Source organism: Vreelandella subterranea (assembly GCF_900111305.1).
Lineage (GTDB): Bacteria > Pseudomonadota > Gammaproteobacteria > Pseudomonadales > Halomonadaceae > Vreelandella > Vreelandella subterranea.
In genome coordinates this window covers 59075-80112 of record NZ_FOGS01000005.1, presented here as the reverse complement: position 1 = coordinate 80112, position 21038 = coordinate 59075, and the positions used below count along the sequence as shown (strand labels likewise).

19 protein-coding genes are annotated in these 21038 nt (G+C 58.8%); 15 read left to right on the top strand and 4 right to left on the bottom strand.

Annotated features, from left to right (window positions below; all coding sequences use genetic code 11):
• Positions 1-25: 25 nt before the first annotated feature.
• The gene (proB, locus tag BMX75_RS08690; RefSeq protein WP_066316224.1) at positions 26-1165 is read left to right on the top strand and encodes a glutamate 5-kinase; all 1140 of its coding nucleotides are present in this window, start codon (positions 26-28) and stop codon (positions 1163-1165) included.
• On the opposite strand, the gene BMX75_RS08685 is transcribed toward proB, so the two are convergent.
• Positions 1162-2148, bottom strand: a complete 987-nt coding sequence (locus BMX75_RS08685) for a DUF1853 family protein (RefSeq protein ID WP_245748458.1) — start codon at positions 2146-2148, stop codon at positions 1162-1164. The two genes, proB and BMX75_RS08685, sit on opposite strands and share 4 nt — an antisense overlap.
• 89 nt (positions 2149-2237) lie before the next feature.
• Between BMX75_RS08685 and BMX75_RS18320 the strand changes: the two genes are divergently transcribed.
• From BMX75_RS18320 to BMX75_RS08645, 9 genes are all read left to right on the top strand, one after another.
• Positions 2238-2363 carry a hypothetical protein gene (locus BMX75_RS18320; RefSeq protein WP_281244537.1) on the top strand — a complete coding sequence of 42 codons (126 nt, stop codon included), beginning with the start codon at positions 2238-2240 and terminating at the stop codon, positions 2361-2363.
• 38 nt (positions 2364-2401) lie between these two features.
• A complete protein-coding gene (locus BMX75_RS08680) occupies positions 2402-4333 on the top strand; it encodes a metallophosphoesterase family protein (RefSeq protein ID WP_092827169.1) in 1932 nt (643 codons plus the stop codon).
• Positions 4334-4438: 105 nt separating this feature from the next.
• Positions 4439-6199, top strand: a complete 1761-nt coding sequence (locus tag BMX75_RS08675) for a bifunctional diguanylate cyclase/phosphodiesterase (RefSeq protein ID WP_092827167.1) — start codon at positions 4439-4441, stop codon at positions 6197-6199.
• A gap of 110 nt (positions 6200-6309) precedes the next feature.
• A complete protein-coding gene (gene phnD / locus BMX75_RS08670) occupies positions 6310-7275 on the top strand; it encodes a phosphate/phosphite/phosphonate ABC transporter substrate-binding protein (protein ID WP_092827165.1) in 966 nt (321 codons plus the stop codon).
• 77 nt (positions 7276-7352) lie between these two features.
• On the top strand, positions 7353-8195 hold the full coding sequence (gene phnC / locus BMX75_RS08665; protein WP_092827432.1) for a phosphonate ABC transporter ATP-binding protein: 843 nt from the start codon (positions 7353-7355) through the stop codon (positions 8193-8195).
• Positions 8192-9025, top strand: coding sequence for a phosphonate ABC transporter, permease protein PhnE (gene phnE / locus BMX75_RS08660; RefSeq protein WP_092827163.1), 834 nt, complete (start codon positions 8192-8194; stop codon positions 9023-9025). Before phnC ends, phnE (BMX75_RS08660) begins: the two co-directional genes overlap by 4 nt.
• A gap of 45 nt (positions 9026-9070) precedes the next feature.
• Complete coding sequence (gene phnE / locus BMX75_RS08655) at positions 9071-9886, top strand: phosphonate ABC transporter, permease protein PhnE (RefSeq protein WP_092827161.1); 816 nt, start codon at positions 9071-9073, stop codon at positions 9884-9886.
• Between the two features lie 88 nt (positions 9887-9974).
• Positions 9975-10454 carry a C40 family peptidase gene (locus tag BMX75_RS08650; protein WP_092827159.1) on the top strand — a complete coding sequence of 160 codons (480 nt, stop codon included), beginning with the start codon at positions 9975-9977 and terminating at the stop codon, positions 10452-10454.
• Positions 10455-10906: 452 nt separating this feature from the next.
• Positions 10907-12688: a putative bifunctional diguanylate cyclase/phosphodiesterase gene (locus tag BMX75_RS08645; RefSeq protein WP_092827157.1), complete on the top strand. Its 1782-nt coding sequence runs from the start codon at positions 10907-10909 to the stop codon at positions 12686-12688.
• A gap of 15 nt (positions 12689-12703) precedes the next feature.
• On the opposite strand, the gene BMX75_RS08640 is transcribed toward BMX75_RS08645, so the two are convergent.
• Positions 12704-13342 (bottom strand): putative metalloprotease CJM1_0395 family protein, encoded by a 639-nt coding sequence (locus tag BMX75_RS08640; RefSeq protein ID WP_092827155.1) that lies wholly within the window; start codon positions 13340-13342, stop codon positions 12704-12706.
• A 108-nt stretch (positions 13343-13450) separates the two neighbouring features.
• Here BMX75_RS08640 and BMX75_RS08635 point away from each other — a divergent pair, with 108 nt between their 5' ends.
• The 5 genes from BMX75_RS08635 (at position 13451) to BMX75_RS08615 (ending at position 18206) form a co-directional block, all read left to right on the top strand.
• Positions 13451-13678, top strand: coding sequence for a DUF2835 family protein (locus BMX75_RS08635; RefSeq protein ID WP_092827153.1), 228 nt, complete (start codon positions 13451-13453; stop codon positions 13676-13678).
• A gap of 6 nt (positions 13679-13684) precedes the next feature.
• Positions 13685-14068, top strand: a complete 384-nt coding sequence (locus BMX75_RS08630) for a hypothetical protein (protein WP_092827151.1) — start codon at positions 13685-13687, stop codon at positions 14066-14068.
• A 141-nt stretch (positions 14069-14209) separates the two neighbouring features.
• A complete protein-coding gene (locus BMX75_RS08625) occupies positions 14210-14785 on the top strand; it encodes an antibiotic biosynthesis monooxygenase (RefSeq protein WP_092827149.1) in 576 nt (191 codons plus the stop codon).
• Positions 14786-14922: 137 nt separating this feature from the next.
• Positions 14923-15594 carry a glutathione S-transferase gene (locus BMX75_RS08620; RefSeq protein ID WP_092827147.1) on the top strand — a complete coding sequence of 224 codons (672 nt, stop codon included), beginning with the start codon at positions 14923-14925 and terminating at the stop codon, positions 15592-15594.
• An 8-nt stretch (positions 15595-15602) separates the two neighbouring features.
• The gene (locus tag BMX75_RS08615) at positions 15603-18206 is read left to right on the top strand and encodes an EAL domain-containing protein (protein ID WP_245748455.1); all 2604 of its coding nucleotides are present in this window, start codon (positions 15603-15605) and stop codon (positions 18204-18206) included.
• Positions 18207-18242: 36 nt separating this feature from the next.
• Here BMX75_RS08615 and nhaD read toward each other — a convergent pair whose 3' ends face one another.
• Together nhaD and BMX75_RS08605 are read right to left on the bottom strand one after the other, a co-directional pair.
• Positions 18243-19718, bottom strand: coding sequence for a sodium:proton antiporter NhaD (gene nhaD / locus BMX75_RS08610; RefSeq protein ID WP_092827143.1), 1476 nt, complete (start codon positions 19716-19718; stop codon positions 18243-18245).
• 180 nt (positions 19719-19898) lie between these two features.
• Positions 19899-20864 carry a calcium/sodium antiporter gene (locus BMX75_RS08605; protein WP_092827141.1) on the bottom strand — a complete coding sequence of 322 codons (966 nt, stop codon included), beginning with the start codon at positions 20862-20864 and terminating at the stop codon, positions 19899-19901.
• Positions 20865-21038 lie beyond the last annotated feature (174 nt).

Genomic DNA, 21038 nt, shown 5'->3' with positions numbered 1-21038 from the left:
GGGTGCCAAAAGGGAGGAGAGCGACGTGGCAAGCAATGAGTCGGTGCTGGGTAGAGCGGCGTTGAGCAGGGCTCGCCGCGTCGTGGTCAAGCTGGGCAGCGCGCTGCTGACCAATGACGGTCGTGGCCTGGATGAAGTGGCGATTGGCCGCTGGGTCGATCAAGTGGCGGCCCTGCACCAGCGGGGCATCGAGGTCGTCCTGGTGTCGTCGGGTGCAGTTGCTGCTGGCATGGTGCGTCTGGGCTGGCAGGCCCGCCCCAGCGCGGTGCACGAACTCCAGGCCGCGGCGGCGGTGGGGCAAAACGGCCTGACCCAGTGTTACGAGCAGCACTTCGCCCGCCACGGTGTGCTGACCGCGCAGATCCTGCTGACCCACGACGACCTTTCCAACCGCAAGCGCTACCTTAACGCGCTATCCGCATTGCGCACCCTGGTGGAAATGCGCGTCGTCCCGGTGGTCAACGAAAACGACACCGTGGTCACCGATGAGATTCGCTTTGGCGATAACGACACCCTGGGCGCCCTGGTCGCCAACCTGCTCGAAGCCGACGCCCTGCTGCTGCTGACTGACCAGGAAGGCCTGTTCGATGCGGATCCTCGCCACGTCCCGGACGCACAGCTGATTGGCGAGGCCCGGGCCGATGACCCGCGCCTGGCGGCCGTTGCCGGTAGCGGCGGGTCGCTGGGGCGGGGCGGCATGACCACCAAGGTGCGCGCCGCTCAATTGGCGGCCCGTTCCGGTGCGGTCACGGTGATCGCCAGTGGTCGGCAGCCCGATGTCATCACCCGGGTCATGGCGGGCGAGGTGCTGGGCACGCTGCTGCGACCGGAGCAAGCCCCCATCGCGGCGCGTAAACGCTGGCTGGCAGGGCAACTTCAGGTGCGTGGCACCCTGGTGCTGGACCCTGGTGCGGTCAAGGTACTGCGCGATAAAGGCTCCAGCCTGCTGGCCGTTGGCGTGCGCACCGTCCAGGGCAGCTTCAAGCGCGGCGATATGGTGGCCTGTGTCGATGAACAGGGCACGACCGTGGCGAAAGGATTGGTCAACTACGGTGCCGATGAAGCCCGCCAGCTAGCGGGCAAGCCAAGCCATCAAATTGAAGCCATCCTTGGCTACGTGGAGGCTCACGAGTTGATTCACCGGGATAATCTGGTGGTGGTTTAATGCGCTTGCAAACGCGGTGGCAAAGGCACCTGGCGCGGCCAGTTGTCGGGCACGATAAACAGCCGCTCGCAGCGCTGGGTCGACGGCAGGTATATCATGACCTGCTGCGGCTGATGCCGGGCCATCGCCAATAGCGGCATCAGTGATTGTGACGCTGGTTTGAAGGCGTCAAACGTTGGCGGCGCCAACCAGTGCGGTTTTTCGAGCCAGGCCACCAGAAGATCAGCGGGTAGGGTAGCGGCAAGCGCTGGCCAGTCGCTAACGTGGCACCAGCGTCCTCTGCGGTGTGAAGCGGTGGCACCCTCCGGCGATGGCATGGGCGCGTGCCATGGATAAAACAGCACGCCCGGCATGGCCATCCGCTGGGTTAGCTGCCCGCCAAGATCCGCCTCCATATGCCCTGTATCCCGAGGGGCCAGCCAGTGGCCGAGTGTTTCCAGCGCGGGTATTGTGGAAGACAGTGGCAACTGATGGCGCTGCAAATGGCGGTATTTCAGTGCCAGGCTGTCGAGACCGCCCGGGCCTATCCAGCGGCTCTGGCTGGTGGCGTCGCCAGGCCCTTCGGGCAAGCCCAGATAAAACTTGATCGCCACTTCCAGGTGCACCGGTGCCGGGTAATCCCGCCTGCGGTAGAGCATGTCCAGCTCGCCCAGGGTAATGCGCTTGCGGGTAATACGCACGTTATGGGCCAGCAGGCGCGTATTGGGCGCGCGGTCCAGCAGCCAGTGCCATAGCTGTTCGTGATAGTGCCCCATTCGGCTAGCTTGACGACTATTGCGGGCCAGCTCCGGTATCGCCAAGCCATTCAACCAGGTTTCCAGGGCGCCAGTTAACCCCAGCTCGGCCTGACTGGGGCGGCCTGAAAATGGGCTGGATGGCGGGAACGCCACGATATCCGGTGTCACGACCAGCCAGGCGAGGTCACGCAATAAGGCGTCTTGATGTGTCGATGCCACACCTTCCAGGTAATCGGGCGGTTTCAAGCGTTGTTCTCCGGCCCGCGTAGTCTGGCGGTCAGGCGATGGCTGATCATGGTGGAATTCCCAGGGCATGCGGGGGGTTATAAAGCGTAATGACGACGGCTTTTGGTAACACGCTTATCGCTGATATGGAAGAGGCCGTCTCTGTTGACGCCGACTACTATGTCACCAAGCTCACGCTGCCCGTTGTTGTGGTGCCCCGCCCGGATAGCCGCTGAAAACGCGTTACGAACACCGAACAGGCAAGGAGCGATCAATGAGCCACCCCGCGGCAGCCCTCCCGGATGTACTGGTTGGCCCCATTCTGCGCCGTATCACCCCATCACGCTGGGTGATGTGGTGCCTGACGTCGCGGCCGCTCACCATGTCCCTGGTGCTGCAACCCGGAGAGCCGCAAGCGCAGACGTATCCGCTCGCGGCTTACCAGCAATGCCTGCCGGTCGGGCAGCATGCGTTTATCCATTTGATCGACGTGCCCTTGGCGAGCCCTTTGCCCCGGGATGAGCGTATTGCCTATGACTTGAAGGTACAGCAGCGCGATGGCGGTTACCTGTCGCTTCCCGAATGGGCGCCGTGGTTATGCTACGACGACCGGGACTATCCGGGTTGTGTGATCGCCTCGCGGCATCATCGCCTGATGCACGGCTCCTGCCGCAAGCCCCACCATGACAGCGCCGACGGCCTGGTGCGTGCCGACCAGTGGTTGGGCGAGCGTCAGGCGGCGCCAGGTGAATGGCCCGCGTGGTTGCTGATGACCGGCGACCAGGTGTATGTGGATGACGTGGCAGGGCCGATGCTGCGGGCGATTCATGCCCTGACGGAACGCCTGGGGCTGGTCGACGAGTATCTGGAAGGGGCGACCATCAGCGACAGCCAGGCGCTCTATGCGTCCCCGGACAGCTACTACCAGCGCAGCCAGTTGCTACCGGATACCACCAGCAACGTGGCGCTACGCGAACGCTTTTTTGGCGGCGTGAAAAAGCCCGTCTTTACCTCGGCCAATGCGCAGAATCACCTGATGACGCTGGGCGAAATGCTGGCCATGTATTGCCTGGTGTGGTCGCCCGTGGCATGGCAGGTCATTGCGCCCACTCAGCCACCACTGGGTGACAAGGACGCCGCGCTCTATCAGCAGGAGCAGGCCGTGATTGAGGCGTTTGTGGCGGGATTGCCCCAGTGCGCGCGCGCCATGGCGCATTTGCCCAGTCTGATGATCTTCGACGATCATGATGTGACGGACGACTGGAACCTGACCGCCGAGTGGGAGCGCAGTGCCTATGGCCACCCGTTCTCGAAGCAGATTATCGGCAACGCGCTGATCGCTTACCTGCTTTGTCAGGGATGGGGCAACGCGCCGGAAAACCTCAACCCGCTGGTTGACGAGGCCGCGGCGATGCTCGAGTCGGTGGATGGTAACGGCTATCTCGCCAACGTGGCCCAGGATGGGCTGATCGACCGCCTGCTGGCGTTCCAGGGTTGGGCGTTTCAGGTCGCCGGCGAACCGCCATTGATCGTGCTGGACACCCGTACGCGCCGCTGGCATAACGAGCGGCACCCGCAGCGCCCTTCCGGATTGATGGATTGGGAGGCGCTGATCGAAATGCAGCAGGCGTTGATCGGAGCGCCCAGTGCGGTGATCATTTCTCCCGCGCCGATGTTCGGCGTCAAGCTGATCGAAGGCATCCAGAAGCTGTTTACCCTGGCTGGCAAACCGCTGATGGTCGACGCCGAAAACTGGATGGCGCATCGCGGGGCTGCAAACGTGCTGCTACAGATTTGGCAGCATTCCAAAACCCCCGGCAACTACGTGATTCTATCCGGGGATGTGCACTACTCCTTTGCCTACGACATCGTGGTGCGTCACCGCAAGCAGGCGCCTAGGCTATGGCAGATCACGTCCAGCGGGGTTAAAAATACCTTTCCCGATTCGCTGCTGGACACCTTCGACCGGCTCAATCGCTGGCTGTATGCTCCCTGGTCGCCGCTCAACTGGTTTACCAAACGCCGTAAACTGAGTGTTCACCCCCGGGACCCCGACCGTGCAAGTGCTGGCGAACGGCTTTGGAACGCCAGCGGTATCGGGCTGGTGACCCTCGACGAACACGGCTGCCCGGTCGACATTCGCCAGCTGGACGCCAGTGGCGGGGAGGCCTGCTTCCCGCCGCCCGATATACCGGCGGCGGGTTAGGGATTATAGCGCCTGTCATCATTTCGTCACGGTATTGGCCCACGCTTAGCGGATGGATAAAAACGCTAGGGATAACCGATTGTTATTTAATGTGACGAACAGGCAATGACCGCACAAGAAGCGCAGTGGCTTAACCGCATCATTCATACAGAAGACCTGCAGGTTCTTTTCCAGCCCATTGTGGATGCCAGCCAGCAAGCCATCTATGGGTATGAGGCATTGGTGCGTGGGCCTCGCAATTCTCCCCTTTATTCGCCGCTGCGTTTGTTTGAAGTCGCCACTCAGGCAGGGTTGCTGGTTGAGTTGGACCTGCTTTGCCGTCGCCTGGCAATCTGTCGCTTTGCAGAGCTTCAGCTACCTGGCCTGCTATTTCTGAACGTCATGCCGCTCACCATCCTGGAACGTGATTTTCGCGAAGGCTTGACGCTAGGCTTCATTCGCGAAAGCGGCCTTCCTCCAGAACGTGTCGTGATCGAGCTGACAGAGCATGTGCCCATTCATGACTATCAGTTGATGCGCCAGGCCGTGGATCACTATCGCCAGATGGGCTTTCAGGTGGCCTTGGACGATCTCGGCGCAGGCCACTCAAGCCTGCGACACTGGTCGGAACTGCGCCCGGACTTTGTCAAACTGGATCGCCACTTTATTTCGGGGATTGACCAGGAGCCTGCCAAGCGCGAGTTTCTGCGTTCCATTCTGGATGTCGCGCGAAGCCTGGACTGCCAATTGATTGCGGAGGGCGTTGAAACCGCCGCCGAGCACCTGTGTCTGTGGGAGCTTGATCGTGGCCTGGCCCTGCTTCAAGGGTTTTATTTTGCCAGGCCCAGCACGGAGCCGCCGCTGCAACTGCATATGCGGCTGCCTGCCGCCAAACCGCTGGCAAGCAACGCTGGACGAACGGCCCGTTCGATCTGTCAGGCGATAGACGCAGTTACCCCCGACTGCGCTGTTCTCACGCTGGCCGAGCGCTTTCGACAGCAAACGAGCCTTCGCTGTGTGGCGGTGGTCGATGACGGCAAGCCCGTGGCCGTGGTTCGCCGTAATGCGTTTTTAACCTTGTTTACTAACCCCTACAGCCATGCGCTTTATGCCAAGCGTTGCGTGCTGGATGTCGCCGATACCAAGTCATTGATCACCAATGCCAGTACCCCGCTGGAAATATTGAGTCAGCAACTTACGGATAGCCGCGATATCGAGCAGGAAGACTTTGTGATTGTCGACGAAAATAGCCACTACCTGGGCATGGGCAATATTGTCGACCTGTTGCGTGAAATTACCGCTATCCAGGTTCGCCAGGCGCGCCACGCCAACCCGCTTACCGGCTTGCCGGGCAATATCCTGATCAATGAAACCCTGGGGCGCTACTTGAATGCCGGTGAGGGGGTGGCCGCTGCCTATGTCGACCTGGACAATTTCAAGGCCTTTAACGACGCCTACGGCTATGCCCGGGGCGATCATATGATCATTTCGTTATCCCGGCTGCTGGAGGCCCAGGTGGATAGCGTCGGTGGCTTTATCGGCCATATCGGCGGAGATGATTTCATGCTGCTGCTGCCGTTGGCGCACTGGGAAAAAGCGTGCCAGCAGATTCTGCATCATATGGAATTGATGGCCCCAGGGTTTTATGAAGAGGACGACCGCAAGCGTGGTGGAATCCACATTGAAAACCGGCAGGGGGCAACCAGTTTTTTCCCGTTCGTCAGCGTCTCGATTGCTGTCAAGCCGATTCCTCCCACCGCCGACTGTAAGGCCCTGGATGTCGCTGCCGAGCTTTCAGAGTTAAAAAAGCAGGCCAAGAAAATCCCAGGCAACAGCCTGTTTGTGGAGCGGCGCAGCTACAATGCTGCTGCCAGCTTGAAAGCTTAGTGACACATCACGTTCGTCAAAACGTCACCAATGGGTCATCTAAATGTCCCGCCCCTGTCATCTGAGAGCGTCAATATCGTTGTGTCTTCTAACAACGCATCAGGTGATCTATGCAGATGTTATCTCTTCCTCGCACCCTTATTAGCACCGCCGTTGCCAGTGCCTTTGCCTTCTCCGCCGTGGCGGTTCAGGCGGATCTTTCCAGCCGCTACCAGGATGCGGACGGCGATCTGATCGCGGATGTACCCAGCGATGAGTCCCAGTGGGTTGACCCGGATACGCTGGTGTTTGCCTACACGCCGGTGGAAGACCCCGCGGTCTATGCCGATGTCTGGTCTGACTTTCTTGATCACTTGAGCGACGCCACGGGCAAAGAGGTGCGGTTCTTCCCGGTGCAGTCCAACGCTGCCCAGCAGGAAGCCATGCGCGCGGGCCGTTTGCACGTCGCCGGTTTCAACACCGGTGGCGTGCCAGTGGCGGTCAACTGCGGCGGTTTCCGTCCCTTTGCCATGATGGCCGCCGAGGACGGTAGCTTCGGCTATGAAATGGAAATTATCACCTACCCGGGCAGCGGCATTGAGTCCGTTGAAGACTTGCAGGGCCGCCAGTTGGCCTTCACCTCCGAGACCTCCAACTCGGGTTTCCGTGCGCCTTCAGCGTTGCTGCGTTCTGAGTACGGCATGGAAGCGGGGGACGATTTTGAGACAGCGTTCTCGGGTTCACACGACAACTCCATCTTAGGGGTAGTCAACGAGGACTACGAGGCGGCGGCCATCGCCAACTCGGTGGCGAACCGGATGCTGTCGCGCGGGGTCGTGGAAGAAGGTGATTACGACATCATCTATACCTCGCAGACGTTCCCGACCACTGCCTACGGCACGGCCCATAATCTGGCACCCGAGCTGGCGGAGGCTATTCAGGACGCCTTCTTCAGCTACGACTGGGAGGGCACCGCCCTGGAAGAAGAATTTGCCAACTCCGGCGAAGCCCAGTTTATCCCCATCACCTATCAGGATAACTGGGAGGTGATTCGCACCATCGCCGATGCCAATGGGGTGACCTACGACTGCGACTGATCGCGGGATAGTAGGTTGTTAATCGGCCAGGAAGGCTCGCCTTTCTGGCCGTTTCGCTTTACATGCGAGGTATGAAAATGTTGACACTCAGTGGTGTCGCCAAGCGCTACCCAACCGGGGATCGGGCGCTGACCGATATAGACTTGACGCTTCCCAACGGCCAGGTGATGGCGCTGATTGGGCCATCCGGTGCGGGTAAAAGCACCCTGATTCGCTGTGTGAACCGGCTGGTAGAACCCACTCAGGGCAGCATTCTTCTTGAAGACACCGAGCTCACCAAGCTTTCAGGCCACAAGCTGCGCCATGCGCGGCGTTCCATGGGCATGATTTTCCAGGAATATGCGCTGGTTGACCGGCTCTCCGTGATGGAAAACGTGCTCTCCGGTCAGCTGGGTTACGTGGGTTTCTGGCGCAGCTTTCTGCGCCGCTACCCTCAGGAAGCGGTGGTGGAAGCGTTTCGGCTGTTGGAGCGGGTTGGCTTGACCCACGCCATCGATAAGCGTGCCGATGCGTTATCGGGCGGTCAGCGCCAGCGTGTGGGGATTTCCCGGGCCCTGTTGCAAAGCCCCAAGCTGCTGTTGGTTGATGAGCCTACTGCCAGCCTTGACCCGAAAACCTCCCGTCAAATCATGCGCTTGATTCGTGAGCTATGTGCCGAGCGCGATCTGGCGGCGATTATCAATATCCATGATGTGGCGCTGGCGAAGCAGTTTGCCGACCGCATCGTCGGACTGCGGGCGGGTGAAATCGTCTTCGACGGCGACCCTAGTGAGCTCACCAGCGAGATTCTCACCACGATCTACGGCGAGGAGGACTGGGATACCACGCCCGAACCAATGGATGACGAGGTTAGCGATGACCCGCGCGATACAGCCTCGTACGGCGCGGCCCCCGCAATGGCCGTTGGAGGTGGACAATGAGCGAGCAGGCCGAGATGTTGGCAGCGCGCCAGCAAGCGGCGCACCGCGGCGAGTGGCAACGGCTACCGCTGATCGAAAGCCCGCGGCTGCGCTGGGGCATTGTCTTCGGGGTGTTGGTGTATCTTGTGTTGGCACTGGCCTCGGTGGAGGTTGACTGGGAGCGCGTGGCCGAGGGGGCGGGCCGTGCCGTGAATTTTCTGGGCGCGTTTATGCAGCCCGATTTTGTCAGCCGTTACGACGATATCGTCGCGGGCCTGCTGGAAAGCTTGACCATGACGCTGACCTCCACGGTGATTGGGGTGCTGCTGGCGATACCCGTCGGGCTGGGGGGCGCGCGCAATATTGCACCATTGCCGATTTACACTGCCTGCCGGGCGATCATTGCGGTATCACGCACTTTTCAGGAGGTCATCATCGCCATCCTGTTCGTGGTGATGTTTGGCTTCGGGCCTTTTGCCGGCATGATTACCCTGGCGTTCGCGACGATCGGGTTCATGGCCAAGCTGCTGGCCGAAGACATCGAAGACCTGGATTGGCGGCAGGTCGAGGCAGTGCGCGCCACGGGGGCCAGCTGGTGGCAAACCATGAATCACGCGATTCAACCCCAGGTCATGCCGCGTTTGATCGGGCTTTCCATGTACCGCCTGGATATCAACTTCCGCGAATCTTCGGTAATCGGGATTGTCGGCGCAGGCGGTATCGGGGCCACCTTGAACACCTCGCTGAGCCGCTACGAATATGATACCTCCGCGGCGATCCTGCTGGTCATCATCGCCATCGTCCTGCTGTGCGAATACAGTTCGAGCCATGTTCGCCGCTGGACCCAATAACCCTGAATCAGTCCTTTCTGAATCGATACTTTGTGGAGGAGTTGAATGCCCGTTTCCACCTCACCTCTGGGTCAGCCGATCTGGCGGCGGCGTACGACCCGCGCGCAATGGCTGCAGTACCTGGCCTGGCTGGCAGGGGGCAGCCTGTTTCTGCTCTGCTGGAAGCTGATTTCGGATAACACCATGTGGGTGTTTGTCGAAGACGCCGGTCGCCAGGGAGCCGACCTGATCAGCCGAATGACCCCGCCAGAATGGGGCTACGCCAATGTGCTCTGGAAGCCCATGTGGGACACCCTGAACATTGCCACCCTGGGCACGGCGCTGGGCATTATCATGGCCTTTCCGGTGGCGTTTCTGGCGGCTCGCAATACCACGCCGCATCCCCTGATTCGCAGCGCCGCGCTGGTGGTGATCGTATCGTCGCGCTCAATCAACTCGCTGATCTGGGCAATGCTGCTGGTGACCATTCTGGGCCCCGGCGTGCTGGCAGGCATTATCGCCATCGCCCTGCGTTCCATCGGCTTTGTGGGCAAGCTGCTCTACGAAGCCATCGAAGAGATTCACCCTACGCCGGTCGAGGCGATCAGCGCGACCGGTGCAAGCCGCATGCAGGTCATGAACTATGGCGTACTGCCTCAGGTCATGCCGGCGTTTGCCGGTATCAGCGTTTACCGGTGGGATATCAACATCCGCGAATCGACCGTGCTGGGTCTGGTGGGGGCGGGCGGTATCGGCCTGCAGTTGAACGCCTCGATCAACAGCCTTGCCTGGGACCAGGTCAGCGTGATTTTCGTCATGATTTTTGCCACCGTACTGGTGTCGGAGGGGATATCCGCCCGGGTACGCCACGCAATTATATAACCGTTTGGCAGAGTTATGGTTTTTGTTGTCAGAATTGCGGTATTTGCGCCATGCTATAGAATGAAACGGCCAAAGTAGAGATGCCTACATGCCCTGCGTGCGCGGTTTGCCTATCGTCGGCTTGTTAGTCCTCATGATGGTGTCAGGCTGTGCCAGCCGCGACACTGCCCTGAATGAACGCCTCGACGACGCCCGGGGCTTGTCCATGGAACGGGCGCTGATTCTTTCCCATGCCCAGCAAGCGCTGGGCACTCCCTACCGCTTTGGCGGTAACTCGCCCGACGGCCTGGACTGCTCCGGGCTGGTGGAGATGGTCTATCGAGCGGCGGGCATTAACGTGCCACGCACCGCCGACCAGCAGTTTCGCCAACTGGCCACCGTGGATGCCCCGCGCCCCGGTGATCTGCTGTTTTTTGGCTCACGCCAGAAGGCCACCCATGTGGGCATTTACCGCGGTCAGGGGCAGATGATTCACGCCCCCGGCAGCGGCCGTAAAGTAGTGAGTGTGCCCCTGGATATCGACTACTGGCAGCGACGTTTCTTGGGCGCTGCCAGCCCCGCCCCTTGATATTCCTGCTCATTGAACTGGGCTGAGGCATCTTTTGCGACTTGCGGTCGTCTTGTTTGAGCATTGCATCACCATGACGCCTGTCCTGCCCTAAAGATTAAGCGGAGGAGGCCGATAATTAGATTATGGAAATATTTTCCATCACCCCTCCTCCGCGTCAGCACAATAGGTGTGTAGTCGTTTCGACCATGTCCTATTTTGTATAAACTATGGCTAATTTAATGCTGGTTCGTGAGGGTGCCTATTGTTGTTCATCTTTTTGTTGTTGAGCTTTTAGCGATCCGCGAACAGTGGCGACTTTAATGATGTAATGAGTTGAATTAATGCATATTTGAGATAGAAAAGCGTTGGATTGAGAGCATTGATTTCAAAATTGAAGTCGTGTCTTCTTGCGGGTGGTAGCGCGGCGATGACCGTTGTCATTTCATAATTAACGAGGAGAGCAAGGACGTATGAGCCAGTCTTTTTCGACGCCAAAGGTGCAGTCTTTGCCTCAATTGCATGCTTCGTCGTTAACGCCTAACGACCCCACGACTATGCCCGCACTGTTACCCGCTCAGGCGGCGTTCTTGCATGCCAACGAGGCGATTATCATTACCGACGCCGATAACCGCGTTATCGATGTCAATCCGGCCTTTAGCGAGCTCACCGGCTGCCCGCTTGCCGTCGTGAAGGGCAAGACACCCGAGGCGTTCAGTATCCTGCCGTTGGACGATAGCCGCACTACCCGGCTGATGCGTGAAGAGCTCCAACTGCGCGACCGCAGTAAAAGTCAGGTGAGTTACCGTAGCCACGATGGTCAGTTTTATCCCGGCATGATGTCGATTAACAGGGTGCGCGACGATAAGGGCAACGTTGACCATCATGTGATTGTCCTGGCAGATTTATCGGCGATTCCTGCCCATGCAAGGCATCTGAACAGGGAAGTGTATTTTGATGCCTTGACCGGCCTGCCTAATCTCCAACTGCTAACGCAGCTCATCCAGGAGTCCATTCAGCACGCTGAAAGCAAGCAGATGCCTCTGGCGGTCTGCTCGCTGGATATCGACTTTTTCAAGTCGATCAATGATCGGTTGGGTTCAAGCGTGGGAGATACACTGCTCTCGACCTTCGGTCAGCGCATTAGTCATCTGCTGTTTGGCGACGACGTGCTGGCTCGAGTGGGCGGCGATGAGTTTGTGCTGCTGCTCCACCATGGTGTGGACGAAGCCTTCTTCGAGAAGTTGCTGGCGTCCATACGACGGCCCTTATTTGTAGATGGGCACACGGTTCAGTTCACGGCCAGCCTCGGGGTGACGTTTTATCCCAATGACGCGGTTCAGGGCGATGGTTTGCTGCGTCATGCCAATCAGGCCATGTATCGGGCAAAGCAGCGCGGTCGCGATACGTTTCACGTCTTTGATCCCAATCACGACCGGCAACTGCAGGTGCGCCACGAGAAGCGTCAACGCTTTGTGGATGCGCTGGCGAACGACGAGCTGCGACTTTATTACCAGCCCCAGGTCGATATGCGCACCGGCCAGGTGGTCGGCGTCGAAGCGCTGATTCGCTGGCAGCATCCTGAACGGGGGCTGATGGCGCCGGGCCAGTTCCTGCCGATCATTGAGGCGACACCGCTCGAGGTCGATCTCGGGGAGTGGGTGCTGGAGCAGGCGATGTGCCAGCTGGTGGCATGGCAATCAGCGGGCATCATGCTGCCCATCAACGTCAATATCAGCCCTTCGCACTTACTGCTGAGCAATTTTAGCCAGCGCTTGGGTGAGCTTTTGGCGCGCTATCCACAGGTTCCTCCAGGGCTGCTCAAGCTGGAGGTGCTGGAAAGCGCCGCCATGCATGACATACAGGCTGCACTTACCACCATGGGCAAGTGCCAGGCGTTGGGCGTCAACTTTGCCATCGATGACTTTGGCACCGGGTTTTCATCGCTGACGCATTTGCGTCAGCTGCCGGTGAACCTGATCAAGATCGACCAGAGCTTTGTCCGCGACATGCTCAGAGACCCGGATGACATGGCCATCGTCGAGAGCGTGATCTACATGGCGAACCGTTTTCAGCGGCCGATGCTGGCGGAAGGAGTGGAAACGCTGTCCCATGCCAAAGCGCTTATCGCGCGTGGATGCGAATTAGCCCAAGGCTATGGTATTGCGCGGCCCATGCCCGCTGAAGAGCTGCCTAAGTGGTTGGTGGCATGGCCCAAGCGGGCCGACTGGACCGCGCTGGGCAGGACCCACTAGCCAGGCACTAACGGGTCAGGCGGCGCTTCGTGTATCCGTGCCGGGGTTGGTCGTGGGAGCGTCAGCTCGGTCATTGCCCTCGGCACCGGCGCGTGCTTGAGCCATTTCGCTGGACTGCATGCCAGCCTCCAGTTTGGCTTCAAGCAGATATTGCCTGGCCTGGGCGGCGACCTGATAATCCTTTGGTGAAGGATCGGCGGGGGCTAGCGCGGCGGCAATCACGGTTTGCATCTTCTCGATGGTGGCTTTGGGGTCGTTAGGCACCGGGCCATAATCGATCGACACCTCGCCCGCAACGGCATAGCGCCGACCGTCAGGGCCTATCTCGTAATCGTAGCTGGCCCCGCCTGCATAAGCACCGCCGACCGTCTGGTGGGCCATCTCGTGTTGCCTGACTGCGCGGTCGGTCTGCTTGAGCTGCTCCAGCTGTTCAATTTCTTCTGGGGCCATCGGCGTGCCGTCGGCGCGCTTTGGACCCGCCGATTCGCCGCGGGTCGCATTGTCGGAGGAGGCTTCGTCCGAGGAGGCTGCCGACTCTGCAGATGACGCGTTAATCGCTTTCGGCTCAGCCGTTGTGACCTTGGCCGAACCTGCATTGAAGGTGGGGGATGCCCAGGCGGACAGCGAGGCAGCACCCAGCACGGCGATTGTCATGGCAAGCGCTCCATGAAAACAAAGAAGTGTCGTAAAGTATCGGTGAGGTAAGCCGGTCGCGCAAGTTAACGTTGGCTGAATGGACCTCCGAGACGAGGAAAGCAGGCGATGCAGACGATTGATGTGGTGATTAATCTCTCCTATGAGGCGTGCCTGGCGCACTACGAGGGGCGCATTGCTCAGGTCTATACTTACAGCCTTGACGGTCGCCGGGTGGTGTTTCCGGCAGAGGCGCTGCGTCGCGTCATGACCCACGACGGCGTTTACGGTTACTACCGACTAAAGTTTTCTGAAATGGGCCGATTTATCAGTATTCATCCGCTCGGTATCTGTTGAGTTTATATGCCCGATACTAAATCTGACGTGTCATTATATGAGGTCGTCTACGAGGTGATTCCCAACCTCAATACGGCCGAAAAGCTGATCAACAATACCCTGGAAAGCATCATGGAGGCGTCCGCGGATCCACTGGAGATCATGCGGCGCAAAGAACAGCAGGACGCTTTCCGTCTGGAGGCGCGCCTTGTGCGCATGCACCTCGAGCATGTGTTGACGCGCTATCGAGAGGAAGTAGAGGCCCTGGTGAACGCCGACGGCCGTGAAAGAGGCCCGCAGGTGACCCTTGACCCCGACGAGGTACAGGCGTTGCGCAGTGCCGTCGAGATCTATCAGCATGTGCGGGCCTATCAGCGGGGGGAGCGCCGCCATCCTCTGGCGAACCGCTAAGTTCCCTCTGCAGGTCCGAACCTCCAAAAGACCTCGGTCTAGGCTATAATGATTGCTTCAATGAACGTCCTGGCTTACCCGCCGGGTACGTTGGCAGCCTGCCTACCCGGCGACGGCTGCTGAGCTATCAGGAGATATACCATGTCTGCCTCACCGGTCACCTTGATGGTGGCGCGTCGCGTCGCCAAAGAACGTTATCCGCATTTCACCCGCTGGCTCAATGAAGGCCGCCATCTGGCCGCGGACTTCCCCGGTTACCTGGGATCCGGCGTGTTGGCACCGCCCGCCGACGACGATGAGTATCAGATTATCTTCCGTTTCAGCAGTGCCGAGACACTGGCTGTTTGGGAACATTCGGCTTCCCGGCGCGCCTGGCTGGCCCGTGGCCAGGGCCTGTTTGATGCCCCGCATGAGCATCGGGCTGTCGGTCTCGATGCCTGGTTCCAGGCGAATTCGCCAGCGCCGCCCCGCTGGAAACAGGCCGTGGCGGTGTGGCTCGCCTTTTTTCCTGTGTCGCTGCTTTTTCATTGGCTATTTGGTAGCACGTTCGCCAGTTGGCCGATGCTCCCGCGGGTCATGGTCAGCACGCTGATGCTGACACCGGTCATGGTGTTTGTCTTTATTCCGCTATCGATGCGCTTATTGGCGCCCTGGCTTGAAGGTAAAGTGTCGCCCTTGGAAGCTCTCCAGCGGTGCTTTTCTGAACGCAGCACCTAAGTTGACGTTAGCGTTGGCTGAAGGGCCATAGAGAGGTTTTCTACTACGCAGCCAACGCTGCTATGCTGAATGGGCACAGTGAAAGGAAGACTGGCGCCAGTACATGGCTGGCATGCCCAATTGCCCATGGAGAGACTATGATCCACGTCCACCATCTGGAAAAGTCCCGCTCGCACCGCATCTTATGGCTCCTCGAAACGCTTGGGCTGGACTACGAGATCATCGTTTATCAGCGTGACGCTTCCACTCAGCAGGCCCCCGCAACGCTCAGGGAAGTGCATCCGCTGGGTAAGTCGCCGGTGATCACTGACGGTGAGCTGACGGTCGCCGAGTCCGGCGCGATCATCGACTATCTACTGCAACGCTATGGCAACGGCCGCTGTCAGCCGAATAGCGATAATGCCAATGACTGGGTCGATTATCGTTACTGGCTGCACTATGCCGAAGGCTCCTTGATGCCGTTGCTGGTCATGCACCTGGTGTTTGGCCAACTTCCCAAGCGTGCGCCCTGGTTGGTGAAGCCAATCGCCAATGGCATTACCCAGACCGTTAACCGCACTTTCCTGCATCCGCAAATCAATCAGCACCTGCGCTTTATTGATGACTATCTGGCAACACGCGAGCATTTTGCCGGCCCATGGCCGAGTGGGGCGGATGTGCAGATGAGTTTCCCCCTCCAGGCGGTAGCAGCAACACATTCCTTGTCGACCTACCCGGCAATTGCCCGTTTCGTCGAGCGCGTTGAAGCTGACACCGCCTGGCAGCGTGTTGTTGAGCGCGCAGGCCCGCTCACCATGCCCGGGGCGTAAACGGCATCATGGTAACCTTGACGGCGGCCCGGTCAGGCCCCAACGCAAGTCTGTTACGAGGGTATCGCGTCGGCCGAGCCGTCTTTGCGCTTGGTAGTCTGCTGATAGCCCCGGCGCTAATGGCAGATGAGTCCCTGCGTGTCGGGGTTTATCACAACCCGCCTAAACTGTTTCTCAATGACCAGCAGCACCTGGATGGTATTTTGGGCGATCTGCTACTGGCCATTGCCGAGCGCGAAGCCTGGCAGGTCGAGCCGGTTGCATGTGAGTGGCAGCGCTGCCTGGCGCTTCTCGAACGCGGCGATATCGACCTGTTGCCCGATGTGGCATGGAGCGAGGCAAGGGCCGAGCGATTCAGGTTTCATAGCGAACCCGCGCTGCACAGCTGGTCGCAAATTTACCAGCGGGAAGGGTTATCGATAGAGGCAGTGGTGGACTTAGCCGAACAGCGGGTAACTGTGGTCGATGGGTCAATTCAGCAAGACCATTTATTAGCGCTTACCCAGCGCTTTGATATACCGGTTGACTGGATCAACGTTCCCGATTTTGAAGAGGGCTTTACAAAGGTTGCCAACGGTGAGGCTGACGCCGCCGCAGCGAATCGTCAGTTTGGCGAATGGCGCGCGAGTGAGGTGGGGCTAGTTGATACTCCGTTGATGTTTCAGCCCGTCCAGCTTTATTTTGCAGCGTCACCTTCGCTTCCCCAAACGGTACTTGAGCGCCTTGATGACTATCTGACGCGCTGGAAAGCGGACACCGGTTCCCCCTATTTTGCCACGCTTCAAGCCTGGCAGGCGGGAGCGCCAACTCCACCCGAGACCCCAAAATGGCTGCGCTGGGGCGTGGCGGCATTGATTGTGTCCCTGGTCGTGGCGCTGCTGGTGAACCTTGTCTTGAAACGGCGTGTGGCACGGCAGCGGGTACGGCTGGCAACCAATGAGGCCATGCTGGGCACTATTCTGGATAGCGTGGATGCCTATATCTACATCAAATCGCCTGACCTGACATATCAGTATGTCAATCACCGTATTTGTGAGCTTTTTGGTCGTCCAGCAGAGGCGGTGATAGGGCAGCGCGACGAGGTTTTTTTTGACCCCGCGACGGCTGCCGAGATTGTCCAGGTCGACCGCCGCGTGTTGGCGTCGGGTGAAAAAATCACTCTGGAAGAGAGCCATGTCCTCAAGCACGACGACCGGGTAAGAACTTTCCTGTCGATCAAGATGCCGCTGACATTAACGCCGGGTAGCCCGCCTTCGCTGTGTGGGATCTCGACCGAATTGACCGAGTATCTGGAAATGCAGTCGCGTACGCATTATCTGGCGTATTACGATGCCTTGACGGGCCTGCCTAACCGGCGTCTGCTGATGGAATCCCTGGCGACCACCATAGAGGAAGACGGACAGAACAAGCCGTTCGGTGCGCTGATGGTTGTCGACCTCGATCATTTCCGATTGGTGAACGATCTGCAGGGGCACGCCAGCGGCGACCAGCTGTTGATCAGTGTGGCCGAACAACTCCGCCAGGCGTTGGATAAGGACGCCATGTTGGCGCGCTTCAGCAGCGACGAGTTCGTGGTGCTGGTCAATCAGTTGGATCCGCAACAGGAGGAGGCTGCCGCCAAGGCTGAGCGCATTGCACGACAACTGATGACCACGATCCATCGATTGCGCAATAGTCGCTCGCTGCCCATCAGCGCGAGCCTGGGGTTGGCGCTTTTCAATGGCGAATCGGGGTCGCTTGATGCAGTCCTGCAGCAGGCGGACATGGCGCTTCAGCAGGCCAAGGCGTCGGGTGGCAATACGCTGCGCTTTTTCAACCCCGACATGCAAGCCAGCGTGCTGGAAAGGGCGAACCTTGAAGCCGATCTCCACCATGCCCTGGCGCGTCATGAGCTGGAATTGCATTACCAGATTCAGGTGAACCACAAGGGCGTCACGACCGGCGTTGAAGCGTTGCTGCGCTGGTATCATCCGGCGCGTGGCTGGGTTTCGCCCGCCGAGTTTATACCGCTAGCTGAAGAAAGCGGCCTGATTATTCCCATTGGCGACTGGGTGTTGACCCAGGCCTGCCAGCAACTAGCCCGATGGTCGCGGCAAACCGCCTATGCACCGCTGACCCTGTCGGTCAATGTCAGTTCGGTTCAGTTCCAGCAGCCCGACTTTATCAACCTGGTGGAAAAACGCCTCGAGCAGACACAGGCACCTGCCAATCGATTGGTGCTGGAAGTCACCGAAAGCCTGCTGATGCGCGAGCCGACCCGTGTGCGCAACACCATGCTCAGATTGCGAGAACAGGGCGTTCGCTTTGCCTTGGATGATTTTGGCACGGGATATTCGTCTATGAGCTACCTAAAACGGCTGCCTCTCGATGAACTCAAGATCGATCAGTCGTTTATACGGGAGTTGCTGACGGATAAGGCGGACGCTGCGATCGTCGATACCATTATTCTGTTAGCGGTGAGTTTGGGCTTGTTGGTAGTAGCCGAAGGTGTGGAAACCCAGGCCCAGCTGGACTGGTTAAAAGGTCATGGCTGCTATCGGTATCAGGGCTATCTGCTGGGCCACCCCAAGCCCATTGATGACCTGTTCACAGACAAAATGCCCCGCCGCTAGGCGCGGCAGGGCATCAATCAAAAACGCCGGGTGCGACTAGCCAAACAGGGCGAAGCTTTCCGCATTCAGCCACATATGAACCAGGATACTGGCAGCGTACCCTAGCATAATGACCGGCGACCACCTCAGGTGGCCCATGAACGTATAGGAGCCGCGTGCCTGGCCCATGACGGCCACGCCCGCCGCGGAGCCAATCGACAGCAGGCTGCCGCCGACCCCGGCAGTGAGGGTGATGAGCAACCAGTGCCCGTGCGACATCTCGGGCTCCATTGTCAGCACCGCAAACATGACCGGAATATTATCGACCACGGCAGAGACGACGCCGAGCACAATGTTGGCCGCCGTGGGGTTCCAGCCGAGATATAGGGCTTCCGAGAGCAGGCCGAGGTAGCCCATAAAGCCAAGTCCGCCCACACACATTACCACCCCGTAAAAGAACAGCAGGGTATCCCACTCGGCGCGCGCCACGCGATTGAAGACATCGAATGGCACGACGCTGCCCAGCTGCTCGAGCTTCTTGTTGTCGCCACGACGGCTGTAGCGTTCGCGCTTGCGCTCCAGTGAGCGCGGCAGGCTGCGGCGCAGGTAATAGCCGAAAAACTGCAGATAGCCAAGGCCCGTCATCATGCCCAGCACGGGCGGCAGGTGCAGCAGCGTATGGCAAAGCACGGCGGTGGTGATCGTCAGCAGGAAAAGCACCACAATGCGCCGTGCGCCGCGCTTCATCCACACGTCTTCCTGCACGCTTTCCGGTTTCTTGTTGGGAACGAAAAAGCTCATGATGACAGCGGGGATCAGGAAGTTGACCAGCGCCGGGAAAAACAGAATAAAGAAGTCCTGGAATGGCACGATGCCAGCCTGCCAGACCATCAGCGTCGTGATATCACCGAAGGGGCTGAAAGCCCCGCCCGCATTGGCCGCGACCACGATGTTGATACATGCAACGTTGATGAAGCGCTTGTCACCCTCTGCCACTTTGGTCACCACCGCACACATGAGCAGCGCCGTGGTCAGGTTGTCGGCAATCGGCGACAGAATGAACGCCAATCCACCCGTTAACCAGAAGAGCGAACGGTAATTGAAGCCCTTGCGCAGCATCCACGAACGCAGCGCATCAAACACCCGGCGCTCTTCCAGGGCATTGATATAGGTCATGGCCACCAGCAGGAACAGCATCAGCTCGGTGAACTCCAGGAGCGTCACGCGGAAAGCATGCTCAGATGCCTCCGACATGCCGTTCTGGACATACACCCAGCCGATGAGGCTCCAGATAATACCGGCAGCGACCAGTACGGGCTTGGACTTGCGCATGTGGATTTTTTCTTCGGCCATTACCAGTGCGTAGGCCATCACGAAAATGCCCAGCGCGAAAAAGCCGACGATGGACTGGGTAAGGTCGAGCTCACCGGTCACGGCTAAAACGGCAGGGCTGAACACCAGCAGCAAGGCGGCCAACAAAAAAAGCCAGCGACGATCGAATCGTGGCTGGCATGGGGGGCGAAAAAAAGGCATGACGATGCGTTTCCTTTCGTTAGGATTGTAGGAGAGATTTATAAACCGCGTCAGTCTACCAGCCTGTATTGCAACGCAATATGTAATAAAAGCGAATGAAATAAGCGCTTCTTATCCGCCAACGATTATTTTTTAGCAAATTAATCGTTTAGGTAATAGTAAATTGGTGGATATTGCGATTCATATCCCGCTGATCAAGGTGAAGCTCAACATGAGATAAATGCTGTAGCCTGCTAACAATAAAGCTCCCTCCAGGCGCGATAGCCGCATGCCGGTATACAGAAACAGCACCAGTAGGCCCGCCGCACCCAGCATCACCCACTGGTCGAACAAGTTCACACGCGCAGCAATGGGCAGCGGCTGTAAAAACGCCGAAATACCTAAAATGCCGAGAATATTGAAGATGTTGCTACCCAGAATGTTGCCCACGGCAACATCCGCATGACGCCGTAAAGCGGCGATTACCGACACGGCCATTTCCGGCAGAGAGGTGCCGACGGCGACAATGGTCAGGCCAATGACCGCTTCTGAAATGCCCATCGCCTGGGCCAGGCCGATCGCGCCATAAAGTAATAGCTGAGACCCGCCGATCAGTAGGCCAAGACCCAGCGCCAGCGCGATGATGATCCCTATAGACGTTCTAGGCAGGGCGTTCAGCTCATCCGCTTCTGAGGCATGCATCTGGGCGGCGGGGATCGTCTGCTGGCGTTCGCTGAGATAAGCCCAAACGAGATAGCTGATCAGCCCGGCCAGGAAGATACCCGCGTCAATGCGCCCCAAGGCGCCCCCAAACGCCAGGCCGATAAACAGCAAGCTGGCTGCCACCATGACGACACCGTCCCGGCTGAGCGCCTTGGGCTGCACGGTCATGGGGCAGATGATGGCACACAGCCCCAGGATTAATAGGATATTGCCGATATTGCTGCCGACGATGTTGCCCACGGCAATATCCGGCTGTTGGTTGATGGCCGCGTCTATCGACACCACCAGCTCGGGAGCAGAGGTGCCAAACCCCACAACCACTAACCCGGTCAATAACGGAGAGACGCCCGCCCGCCGTGCGCCTGCTACGGCGCCCCGTATCAGCGCCTCGCCTCCCAGGGTTAAAAAGCCTATCCCTATCAATAAGCTTAAGGCAAACAGCATGTGCATTTTCCTTGCAATGTTGGCCCGTCAGTGTCGGTTGTTGGCATAACATAGCGGAGAATACTGGCCTCTGCCCAATGATTTTGTATCGGTGGCAATGAGATTCAGTTGGTTGACAAATATTATGTTATAACATAATGTGTAGCCGTTATCCTGATTCTGTTTCCAGCCAAG